Source organism: Ruegeria sp. BF7, assembly GCF_056538605.1.
In genome coordinates, this window is the sequence record NZ_JBQFTM010000013.1 from 98,237 (window position 1) to 109,085 (window position 10,849).

A 10,849-nucleotide genomic window follows, 5' to 3' on the forward strand; every position below is an offset into this window, starting at 1 on the left:
ATGACCAATCGAAGCTTGAAAATCATTAATGAAAAAGGTCTGCACGCCCGCGCCTCGGCCAAGCTGGTTGAGGTGGTCGAGGGCTTTGACGCACAGGCCGAAGTGTCCAAGGACGGCTTTTCTGCATCGGGCGACAGTATTATGGGCCTTTTGATGTTGGCAGCCTCGCGCGGAACGACTATTGACGTCGAGACGTCCGGACCGGATGCTGAGGCGTTGGCTGATGCTTTGGAAACCCTGGTGAACGACAAGTTCGGGGAAGGGTTCTGATCCCATCGGCCGGGCTACGAAGAACGGGAAGACCAGGAATTGGCGGAAACGACGCACGAGACCAAGACAGGCCCGATTGTGGATGGGACAGCGGATCAGGGCGAAATCTACGACCGTAGAACCCTGACCTACGCGAACTCGTTCGATGATGCCTGGACGTCAACAGCCATTCGCGCCATCGAATGGTGTACGGGCAAGCTGACCATCCTGCGCATGGTCAACAAGTTTGAGAAAAAGAACGAATACTATCGCGGCCAGCGGTTCTGGGGCGGTGCGCTCGAGGTCATGGGCATCAACCTGACCACGCCGCAGGAGCAGTTTGCGCGTATCCCGAAAGAAGGTCCTGTGGTCGTAGTGGCAAACCATCCCCACGGTATGGTCGACGGCATGATTCTGGCTGAACTGATCGGTCGGGTTCGCAGCGACTATCGTATTCTGACCCGTTCGGTCCTGACGGGCCTGGACGAAGCCGCCACCTCTTTCATGATCCCGGTGCCCTTCCCGCATGACCCCGAGGCGCAAACCAAGATGCTGGAAATGCGCGGCAAGGCGATGGACCACCTGAAAGAGGGTGGCGTTGTGGCCTTGTTCCCATCGGGTGTGGTGATGTCATCGGATGACTGGTTCGGCCCGGCGCAAGAGCGGGAGTGGAACGTGTTCACCGCCAAGATGATCCGCCGGTCTGGAGCCCGCGTGGTACCGATCTATTTCCCCGGCAGTAACTCGCGCGCCTATCAGATCGCGAACAAGCTGTCTGCGATCCTGCGGCAGGGGCTTTTGCTGCATGAAATCGTGCGTTCCTGCAACAAACCGCAATCCCCTGTCATCGGTGAACCGATCTCGGACGAGGATATGCAGCTATTGGAACGCGATCCGCGCGGTTTCATGGCATGGCTCAGAAAGCATACCCTGTCGCTGGGCGAGTCGTTCAAACGCTGAGCCGCTTTTTTATCGGGCAAAAAAATGCCCCGGGGGGTGCGCCCGGATGGTAACCGGGCGGACTGGCCCTCGGCCTTACCTTGTCGGAACCGGAACCTCGCCCCGGTAATCATAGAACCCACGTTCGGTCTTGCGGCCCAGCCACCCGGCTTCGACATATTTGGTCAGTAGCGGGCAAGGGCGGTACTTGGTGTCGGCCAACCCGTCGTGCAACACATTCATGATAGCCAGACAAGTGTCCAGGCCAATGAAATCAGCCAACTCCAATGGCCCCATTGGATGGTTCGCGCCCAGCTTCATCGACTGGTCGATCGACTGCACATTTCCGACACCTTCATACAGGGTGTAGACCGCTTCGTTGATCATCGGCATCAGGATGCGATTCACGATAAAGGCGGGGAAATCCTCGGCGCTGGCGGCAGTCTTGCCCAAACGGTCCACCACGGCCTTGCAGGTGCCAAAGGTCTCTTCATCCGTGGCGATGCCGCGGATCAGTTCGACCAGTTGCATCACCGGCACGGGGTTCATGAAATGGAAACCCATGAACTTTTCCGGCCGGTCCGTACGGCTGGCCAGACGCGTGATCGAGATGGACGAGGTGTTTGAGGTCAGAATCGTGTGCGGCTGTAGATGCGGCTGCAAGTCTTCAAAAATCGCCTGTTTGATTGTCTCACGCTCGGTGGCGGCTTCGATCACCAGATCCGTTTGGCCCAGTTCCGGCAGTTGCAGCGTCGTCTTGATCCGCCCCATCGCGGCCTGCATCGCGTCATCCGTGATTTTCCCGCGCGAGGCCTGGCGCGCCATATTGCCTTCGATCGTCGCCACGGCGGCGTTCAGCGCGTCCTGGTTCACATCGGTGAGCAGGACATCATAGTCCGCCAGCGCCAGGACATGGGCGATGCCATTTCCCATCTGGCCCGCGCCGATCACTCCGACTGATTTTACATCCATTTTTTGATGCCTCTGTGTCTCGGGATTGAGAAGGACAGTATCGGCAGATCGGTAGGGGCGGCAAGGGGATCGAGCCCATACAATTTGCTTCAAATGCGCACATTAGCACTTTCTAAAGACATGGGGCCGCAAGATGGCAATCGGGTGAAAAATGGGTGAGTGTTATGAGCTATCATCAAACAGGCTCGGCGGGGGCCGGGCATGACGTATGCCAATACCGTGAATCGCGCCTTTGGTTCCGCGGGCCACAGCGGTCGTTGGACACGGCCTATATGGTTTGCGCTGGCGGGGATGAGACCTATGGACGGTTTGTCGAGCGACCCTTTGCGGCGATTCTTGAAGACCGGCTTGACCGTAGGTGTTTGAATCTGGGCAGTCTGTTCTGCGGGCTGGACGGGCTCTGCGGTGATGCGGGGCTGTTCTCGCTGCTGAACGGGGCAGAGCTGTGTATTCTGCAAGCTCCGGGCGTTCTGAGCCAGTCGAATCGCTTCTACCGCGTCCACCCCCGGCGCAATGACCGGGTGCTAGCGCCAACGCGGGATCTGATCGGTCTGTACCCTGAGGTGGATTTTGCCGATGTCCATTTCGTGTGCCACCTGATGCGCCTGCTGCAGGGCTGTCAGGATGCCCGTTTCGAGGTTGTAGCCGAGGAGTTGCGCCGCAACTGGGTTCGAAAAACCAGCGACCTGCTGGGTAGGCTTGAGATTCCGGTCATTCTTCTGGGCCTTCGCGTCCTGCAGGACAACGACAGTCAGAGGGTGCCGGTCACGGTTACGGCTGAGATGTTGGAGGCCGTCCGATCGCACACCGCCGACTGCGTCGAGGTTGCGGCCCATGTGTCCGGTCAATCCGATGAGCTTGAGGATATGCTGTTCGGCACGCTGCAACAGCCGATGGCTGAGCATATGATCGGCCCGGCGGCGCATAAGGCAATCGCTGATGCACTAGTTGGCCCGATTCGGAACCTGAACTGAAAAAGGCCCGCCAATAGGCGGGCCTTCCAAGACTTTTCGTGAAAACTCCAGTCCTTTGCTCAGCCGAGCTTCTCGGTGAGTTCCGGCACAGCCTGGAACAGGTCTGCGACCAAGCCGAAGTCGGCGACCTGGAAGATAGGTGCTTCTTCGTCCTTGTTGATCGCAACGATGACCTTCGAGTCCTTCATACCCGCCAGGTGCTGGATCGCGCCCGAGATGCCGACGGCGACATAGAGGTCTGGGGCAACCACCTTGCCGGTCTGACCCACCTGCCAGTCGTTCGGGGCATAGCCCGAGTCAACAGCGGCACGCGACGCGCCAACCGCAGCGCCCAGCTTGTCGGCCAGGGTTTCGATCAGTTTGAAGTCCTCTTCCGAGCCAACGCCGCGGCCGCCCGAGACCACAACGCCAGCCGAGGTCAGCTCCGGACGATCGCTTTCGGCGACCTTGTCCTCGACCCAGGACGACAGGCCTTCGGAGCCCGGAACCGAGATGGTCTCAACCGGGGCCGAACCGCCTTCGCCCGCCGCGTCAAAGCTGGCGGTCCGCAGGGTGACAACCTTCTTGGCGTCGTTCGATTTCACGGTCTGGATCGCGTTGCCCGCATAGATCGGACGCTCGAAGGTCGAGCCGTCGACGACACCGGACGCATCCGAGATCACCATCACGTCCAGCAGCGCGGCCACGCGCGGCATCACGTTCTTGGCGTCGGTGGTGGCGGGGGCGACGATGTGTTCGTAGCCATCGGCCAGCGAGACGATCAACGCCGCGGTCGATTCCGCCAGGCGGTGGCCCAGCGAAGCGTCTTCGGCAACCAGAACCTTTGACACACCGTCGATCTTGGCGGCGGCCTCACCGGCAGCGGCGGCAGAACCACCTGCGGCCAAAACGGTCACGTCGCCCAGTGCCTTTGCGGCATTGACGGCCTTGGCGGTGGCGTCCAGCGACAGCTCACCATTGTTTACTTCGGCGAGAAGAAGAACAGCCATTACACAGCCCCCGCTTCTTTGAGTTTCCCGACCAGTTCGTCGACCGAGCCCACGATGATGCCTGCGGCGCGTGCCGGCGGCTCTTCGGTTTTGACGATCTCCAGACGCGGCGTGACGTCGACGCCGTAATCGGCGGCGGTTTTCTCATCCAGCGGCTTTTTCTTCGCCTTCATGATGTTGGGCAGCGACGCATAGCGCGGCTCGTTCAGGCGCAGGTCAACGGTGACGATTGTCGGCATTTTGACGCTGATGGTCTGCAGACCGCCGTCCACCTCGCGGGTGATCTTGGCGCTGTCGCCTTCGATGTCCAGCTCGGACGCGAAAGTGCCTTGCGACCAACCCAGCAGGGCCGACAGCATCTGGCCGGTGGCGTTCATGTCATTGTCGATCGCCTGCTTGCCCGCCAGAACGATGCCCGGCTGCTCTTCCTCGACCACTTTGGCCAGGATCTTGGCAACGGCCAGAGGCTCAATGTCCTGATGTACGTCATCAGCCGCAACAACCAGGATCGCGCGGTCAGCGCCCATGGCCAGCGCGGTGCGCAGTGTTTCCTGCGCCTGCTTCACGCCGATCGAAACGGCAACAACTTCGTCAGCCTTGCCCGCTTCTTTCAGGCGGATCGCTTCTTCCACCGCGATCTCGTCGAACGGGTTCATCGACATTTTGACATTGGCGAGATCGACACCGCTCCCGTCCGCTTTCACGCGGACCTTCACATTATAGTCAATCACGCGTTTGACAGGCACGAGTACCTTCATTTTGCGCTTACTCCTCACAAATACCGGTAAGCCGCGTCGCGACTCCACCAATGCTCTCGGACGTTTCAATAGCGTCTGAATTCGCCCTGCAACAGAGCAAAATCGTCACGTCATGGGCTTGGGACGTCGCGTTTCGTGTTTTTTGACGTTGCGGCCCGAAACTTAGCGGTTTGCGCCCGGAACCCACAGCACGTCCTGCTTGCCGTTTTCATTGGCGCAGCGCGCGGCCACGAAGAACCAGTCGCTCAGGCGGTTGAGGTATTTCACCGCGACCTCGTTCACCGGCTCCATGTTGGTCAGTTCCACCGCCAGCCGTTCGGCCCGGCGTGACACGGTCCGGCACACATGCAGCTGCGCCGCCAGCCGCGATCCACCGGGCAGGATGAAGCTGCGCAGCGGTTCCAGTGATTCGTTCATGACGTCGATTTCAGCCTCAAGCCGGTCGATCTGAGAGGCAATAACACGCAAAGGTGGATAGTCGGCCTCGGCGTCCTTTTCCATGTCGGGGCGACAGAAATCGGCACCCAGATCGAACAGGTCGTTCTGAATACGCGACAGGGCGGCGTTGACCTCGCCTTCGGCCTCGGTGCGGGCCACGCCGACAAAGGCGTTCAACTCGTCCACGGTGCCATAGGCGGCTACGCGGCCCGAGTATTTGGCAACCCGTTCACCATTGCCAAGCGCCGTCTTCCCGTCATCGCCGGTGCGGGTGTAAATCTTGTTCAGAACAACCATTTACTGTGCTCCTTGTCCACGCAGCCAGACGTAGAGCACGATCAGCACCACGGCAATGAACTGAAACAGGATGCGCAGTTGCATCATCCTGTTACTTTTCATAGCTGCGCTTTTGCCGCTTTTACCGAAGTTTGAGATGCCAATCGCCAGCACGACGACCACTGCCGCCATGGCCAACAGCAAAATGACCATCAAAAGGTCCATGGGTGCACCGTCCGCGTTTCTTGTTTCGTTGGTCTATCATCTAGACCCACAGGGCCGAAAAGCGAACGGTTAATTTTGCCTCATACGTCCGAGAGGATGCGGTCGATGGTGCGGGTGGGCAGGATGCGACGCAGATATCCGGCGATATAGGTGGGCGTTGTCACATAGTACCGCGCCCGGGGGCGTTTCGATCCGACTGCATGAGCCAGTTTGTCAGTGACCGCCGAGGCCGGCAGCTCGAACCGGTCTGGCCCCGAAGATTCGTACAGTCTTTTCAACAGGGATGCCTCGTACCGGTCCCGCAGGGCCGAGTTCTGCCAGTTTATGAACCGTTCGAAAAACGGGATCGAGTTTTCGCGGATTTTCGAGGTTATCGGGCCGGGTTCGATCAAAATGATCTTGATGTCGGTGTCGGCCAGTTCCAGGCGCAGCGTGTCCGTCAGACCTTCGATCGCGTATTTCGTCGCCACATAGGCCCCGCGCCACGGAAAAGCCACCAGCCCCAGTACCGAAGAGTTCTGAACGATTCGCCCATGCCCCTGCGCCCGCATGACCGGAATCACCTGCCGGGTCAGCTCGTGCCAGCCAAAGAAGTTGGATTCGAAAATGGCGCGCAGACCATCTGTCGGCAGGTCCTCGACCGCACCGGGCAAGCCATGCGCGCCGTTGTTGAACAGTGCGTCCAGCGTGCCGCCGGTGGCCTCCAGAACCTCAGCCAGTCCCGAGGTGATGCTGTTTGCGTCGGTGTAATCAATCTGTGGGCTTTCGAATCCCTGCGCCCTCAGACGGTCGCAATCGCGCTGCTGGCGGCAGGATGCAAACACCCGCCATCCACGCGCACGCATCCCATGGGCCGCGTCCAGGCCAATGCCCGAGGAGCAACCGGTGATAAGAATGGTCTTTTGCATGATCTTCCTGACTTTGAACCTGTGCTTAAGCTATTGCGAGGTTCGGGTCAGGACAATGTCAGCACGACGTCAGTTCGAGGTTTTTCGCACCAGCGAGGCAGAAACCCATCCGACCTGTTGCTGCGGCAACACGCGCAGACGCAGCCAGCCGGTGCCGGATTCGCTCAGCACCTCGACCTGCTGGCCAATGGTGGCCTTGCCAATGATCGGATAGATCGTACCCGGCCCGTCGCGCATGTTCACCCGGGTGCCCGAGATTTCGCGCATGTCCTTCTCCGGTTCGGGCAGGGCAGGTGTTGCCGCCACGTCTACTTGCGCCTCGTCGGTGATCTGTGTCAGACCGACCACGCCGTCCTCAAGCGAGGCCAGCGTGATGTTGGCGCTCTGATCCTCGAACACCGACAGGGGCGAGAAAGATTCGAGGGTGGCGTCATCCGCCACGAACTCGACCACTTCCTCCACCGCCGGTTCCGACTGAATACGAACGGTTGGAATGCGGGCCGTGACATTGGTCACAAGCTCTTCGGCCCTGGCAGGAGCTACAGATGGGCTCGGAACTGAGGCGATGCGAACGGGTTGTTCGGCACGCACGCCGCGCGGTTCGAAATCCGGTCCACCACTCATTACATAAAAGCACCATCCAAGTGCGGCGAAAGTCATAACAATCAGGCGCGTCATGGCGCATCCCCCGGCAATCGTAAGAAACAACAAATAGTCAGCAGTCCAATTCGTTCAGGGTATCATAAATTCTACCCTGAGTCGAAAAACGGGGGAAATCCGGGGGTTGGCTCCCCTTGTTGCAAAAAGCGCCACTTGTCCCCAGCAAAATATGTGCTGCTTGCTTTACCAAGACGCTCTTGCGGCGTATCACATCATATATGAACGATACGATCGATGACCCCAACATGAAGGCCCCCGGCAATGGGGGAGAGATAGCTGAACCGCTGCGCCGCGCGATCGGTGAACGCTATCTGACCTATGCGCTCAGCACCATCATGCACCGGGCACTGCCGGATGCACGGGATGGTTTGAAGCCTGTGCACAGGCGAATCCTCTACGCGATGCGCGAGCTGCGACTCAGTGCAACCGGAGGTTTCAGGAAGTCTGCGAAGATTTCTGGCGACGTGATGGGCAATTATCACCCGCATGGCGACGCCGCGATCTACGATGCGATGGCGCGTCTGGCGCAGGATTTCAATGTCCGCTATCCGCTGGTCGACGGACAGGGGAACTTTGGCAATATCGACGGCGACAACCCGGCGGCTTCGCGATACACCGAGGCGCGGATGACCATTGTGGCCGAGGCGCTGCTTGAAGGTCTGAACGAAGACGCTGTTGATTTCCGTGATAACTACGATGGCACCCTGACCGAACCTGTGGTTCTGCCTGCGCAGTTCCCCAACCTGCTTGCCAATGGGGCCAGCGGTATTGCGGTGGGCATGGCGACGAATATCCCGCCACACAATATTTCTGAGCTGTGCGACGCCTGTCTGCACCTGATCAAGACGCCCGACGCGCGCGACGACACTCTGCTGAACTACGTGCCAGGTCCGGACTTTCCGACCGGTGGCGTGATCGTTGAACCGCCCGAGAACATCGCGCAGGCCTATCGCACCGGACGTGGGTCTTTCCGCCTGCGTTGTAAATTCGAGGTCGAAGATCTTGGCCGTGGTCAATGGCAGATCGTGGTCACCGAGATTCCCTATCAGGTTCAAAAATCCAAGCTGATCGAAAAGATCGCTGAACTTATCCAGACCAAGAAAGTCCCGATCCTCGCCGATGTCCGCGACGAATCCGCCGATGATATCCGCCTGATCCTCGAGCCGCGCTCCAAGAACGTGGACCCCGAGGTGCTGATGGGCATGCTCTATCGCAACTCGGACCTTGAGGTGCGGTTCAGCCTGAACATGAACGTGCTGATCGACGGCGTGACGCCCAAGGTCTGCTCGATGAAAGAGGTGCTGCGCGCTTTCCTTGATCACCGGCAAGAGGTGCTGATCCGCCGTTCGCGTCACCGTCTGGGCAAGATCGACCACCGGTTGGAGGTGTTGGAGGGCTTTATCGTCGCCTTCCTGAACCTCGACCGCGTAATCGACATCATCCGCTATGACGACGACCCCAAAGCCGCGCTGATGCGCGAGGATTGGGGCATGACCCATGTCCGCGCGACCGATGAGTCCGATTATATCTCACCCAAGCCGGGCGAGGGCGAGCTGTCCGAGGTTCAGGTCGACGCCATCCTCAACATGCGTCTGCGCAGCCTGCGTCGTCTGGAAGAGATGGAACTGGTCCGCGAACGTGATGCGCTGATGGAAGAGCGTGCCAACCTCGAAGACCTGTTGGCCGATCCCGCCCTGCAATGGGCCAAGATCGCCGAGCAACTGAAAGAGACCAAGAAGACCTTTGGCAAAGATTACGAAGGCGGCGCGCGCCGCACGCAGTTTGCCGAGGCTGGGCAGGTCGAAGAAGTGCCGCTTGAGGCGATGATCGACCGCGAACCGATCACGGTCGTCTGCTCTCAAATGGGCTGGATTCGCGGAATGACCGGCCATATCGACCTGAAGCGTGAACTCAAGTTCAAGGACGGGGATGGGCCGCGTTTCATCTTCCACGCGGAAACGACGGACCGGTTGCTGGTGTTTGCCTCGAACGGACGGTTCTACACGATCAGCGCGGCGAACTTGCCCGGTGGGCGGGGCATGGGCGAACCGCTGCGCCTGATGGTCGACCTGCCGAACGAGGCGCAGATCATCGACATCCTGATCCACAAGCCGGGGCGCAAGCTGCTGGTGGCCTCGGACGCGGGTAACGGCTTCATGGTGCCCGAGGATGACGTGCTGGCGCAGACCCGCAACGGCAAGCAGGTGCTGAACGTCAAGGGCGACGAGACCGCGATGATCTGTAAGCCGGTCGCGGGCAACCACGTGGCCGTAGTATCCCAGAACGGCAAGTTCCTTGTGTTCCCGACCGAAGAACTACCCGAGATGACTCGCGGCAAGGGCGTGCGTTTGCAGAAATACAATATGGCACGCGGACGGCAGGGGACACTGGAACTGGATGGCGGGTTGTCCGACATCACCACCTTCAATTGGGAAGAGGGCCTGAAATGGTCCATGGGTGGTGACAAAACGCGCCACGAGGCCGATATGACCCAGTGGCTGGCCAAGCGTGCCAGCGTTGGGAAAAAACCGCCCTACGGCTTCCCGCGCGACTATAAGTTTTCGTGAACGCGCGCGGGCGTCAGGTAGAATTCCGCCGATATGGCTTGGCACAGGCCGCATCGGTGCGCTAGATCAAAGAAAACAAGCCTATCGAGACGAGACATGTTGCGCATTCTGACCTTGATCACCGGACTGGCCCTGATGGGCGCTTGTACGCAAACGCAGGTTTACGAAGAACCTGAGTCGTTGGGCGAGTTCAAGCTGCGCGTGAACTATGCGTTTGCTGATAAGGCGGTTCAGGGTCCGGTGTCGCGCGATGCCACACCGGATGAATGGACCGAGGCCATTCAGAAAGCCGTCGATATTCGATTGGGCCGTTACGCGGGCGCTCAAGAATACGATGTCGGAATCAGCCTCGAAGGGTATATGCTGGCGCCACCGGGCATCCCGGTGATTTATAACCCCAAAAGCACGGCGATTGTTCTGGTCAACGTCTATGACGTGAACAAGAAAGAATTCCTGGCCAAGGGGAAGCAGTTCCAGGTGCTGGAAGACACAACGGGCGGCAGCGCCCTGAAGGGATCGGGTCACGAGCGCACCAAAGAGGAACAAATGAGCGGTCTGGCTCTTAAAGTCGCTGACCGGGTTGAAGAGTGGTTGGCCGAGGAACATGAAGAGAACGGCTGGTTCGACCGGCGTCCGGACCTGATCCAACCGCTCGAATCCGACGTGGTGACGCAAAATCCGGCGTCTTAACCTGCTTTTCACGCAGGATGTGCTTGATTTTCCCCTTTGAACCAAATATCTCGCGCGCGCAGATGTAACCACGGGACCAAGGGTCCCCCAAATCGCAAAAGGGCGCCTGAGGAATGGCAAAGGAAAAGTTTGAGCGTAATAAGCCGCACGTCAACATCGGCACGATTGGCCACGTTGACCACGGCAAGACCACGCTGACCGCAG

The 10,849-nt window shown here is 59.3% G+C and carries 13 protein-coding genes; 6 read left to right on the forward strand and 7 right to left on the reverse strand.

The window, feature by feature from the left end:
- Together ACR0IK_RS19890 and ACR0IK_RS19895 are read left to right on the forward strand one after the other, a co-directional pair.
- Window positions 1-270 (forward strand): HPr family phosphocarrier protein, encoded by a 270-nt coding sequence (locus ACR0IK_RS19890; RefSeq protein ID WP_170328297.1) that lies wholly within the window; start codon window positions 1-3, stop codon window positions 268-270.
- Between the two features lie 39 nt (window positions 271-309).
- Window positions 310-1,209 carry a lysophospholipid acyltransferase family protein gene (locus tag ACR0IK_RS19895; RefSeq protein WP_480594583.1) on the forward strand — a complete coding sequence of 300 codons (900 nt, stop codon included), beginning with the start codon at window positions 310-312 and terminating at the stop codon, window positions 1,207-1,209.
- A gap of 75 nt (window positions 1,210-1,284) precedes the next feature.
- Here ACR0IK_RS19895 and ACR0IK_RS19900 read toward each other — a convergent pair whose 3' ends face one another.
- On the reverse strand, window positions 1,285-2,160 hold the full coding sequence (locus ACR0IK_RS19900; protein WP_170328295.1) for a 3-hydroxybutyryl-CoA dehydrogenase: 876 nt from the start codon (window positions 2,158-2,160) through the stop codon (window positions 1,285-1,287).
- 164 nt (window positions 2,161-2,324) lie between these two features.
- Here ACR0IK_RS19900 and ACR0IK_RS19905 point away from each other — a divergent pair, with 164 nt between their 5' ends.
- Window positions 2,325-3,134 (forward strand): DUF6473 family protein, encoded by an 810-nt coding sequence (locus ACR0IK_RS19905; RefSeq protein WP_480642907.1) that lies wholly within the window; start codon window positions 2,325-2,327, stop codon window positions 3,132-3,134.
- 59 nt (window positions 3,135-3,193) lie between these two features.
- On the opposite strand, the gene ACR0IK_RS19910 is transcribed toward ACR0IK_RS19905, so the two are convergent.
- From ACR0IK_RS19910 to ACR0IK_RS19935, 6 genes are all read right to left on the reverse strand, one after another.
- The gene (locus tag ACR0IK_RS19910) at window positions 3,194-4,123 is read right to left on the reverse strand and encodes an electron transfer flavoprotein subunit alpha/FixB family protein (protein ID WP_480594585.1); all 930 of its coding nucleotides are present in this window, start codon (window positions 4,121-4,123) and stop codon (window positions 3,194-3,196) included.
- Window positions 4,123-4,881, reverse strand: coding sequence for an electron transfer flavoprotein subunit beta/FixA family protein (locus ACR0IK_RS19915; RefSeq protein WP_480594586.1), 759 nt, complete (start codon window positions 4,879-4,881; stop codon window positions 4,123-4,125). The genes ACR0IK_RS19910 and ACR0IK_RS19915 overlap by 1 nt, the downstream gene beginning before the upstream one ends.
- 162 nt (window positions 4,882-5,043) lie before the next feature.
- Window positions 5,044-5,616: a cob(I)yrinic acid a,c-diamide adenosyltransferase gene (locus ACR0IK_RS19920; protein WP_480594587.1), complete on the reverse strand. Its 573-nt coding sequence runs from the start codon at window positions 5,614-5,616 to the stop codon at window positions 5,044-5,046.
- On the reverse strand, window positions 5,617-5,820 hold the full coding sequence (locus tag ACR0IK_RS19925) for a twin transmembrane helix small protein (protein WP_170333664.1): 204 nt from the start codon (window positions 5,818-5,820) through the stop codon (window positions 5,617-5,619).
- A gap of 80 nt (window positions 5,821-5,900) precedes the next feature.
- Window positions 5,901-6,728 carry an SDR family NAD(P)-dependent oxidoreductase gene (locus tag ACR0IK_RS19930; RefSeq protein ID WP_480642910.1) on the reverse strand — a complete coding sequence of 276 codons (828 nt, stop codon included), beginning with the start codon at window positions 6,726-6,728 and terminating at the stop codon, window positions 5,901-5,903.
- A 69-nt stretch (window positions 6,729-6,797) separates the two neighbouring features.
- Window positions 6,798-7,406, reverse strand: coding sequence for an SH3 domain-containing protein (locus ACR0IK_RS19935; RefSeq protein WP_480642912.1), 609 nt, complete (start codon window positions 7,404-7,406; stop codon window positions 6,798-6,800).
- Between the two features lie 200 nt (window positions 7,407-7,606).
- On the opposite strand from ACR0IK_RS19935, the gene parC reads away from it, so the two are divergent.
- The 3 genes from parC to ACR0IK_RS19950 form a co-directional block, all read left to right on the forward strand.
- Window positions 7,607-9,955 (forward strand): DNA topoisomerase IV subunit A, encoded by a 2,349-nt coding sequence (gene parC, locus ACR0IK_RS19940; protein WP_480594590.1) that lies wholly within the window; start codon window positions 7,607-7,609, stop codon window positions 9,953-9,955.
- Window positions 9,956-10,051: 96 nt separating this feature from the next.
- Window positions 10,052-10,645 carry a hypothetical protein gene (locus ACR0IK_RS19945; protein WP_480594591.1) on the forward strand — a complete coding sequence of 198 codons (594 nt, stop codon included), beginning with the start codon at window positions 10,052-10,054 and terminating at the stop codon, window positions 10,643-10,645.
- A gap of 113 nt (window positions 10,646-10,758) precedes the next feature.
- Window positions 10,759-10,849, forward strand: a 91-nt coding sequence (locus ACR0IK_RS19950; protein ID WP_036223564.1) for a GTP-binding protein, incomplete at its 3' end; no start/stop codon positions are given.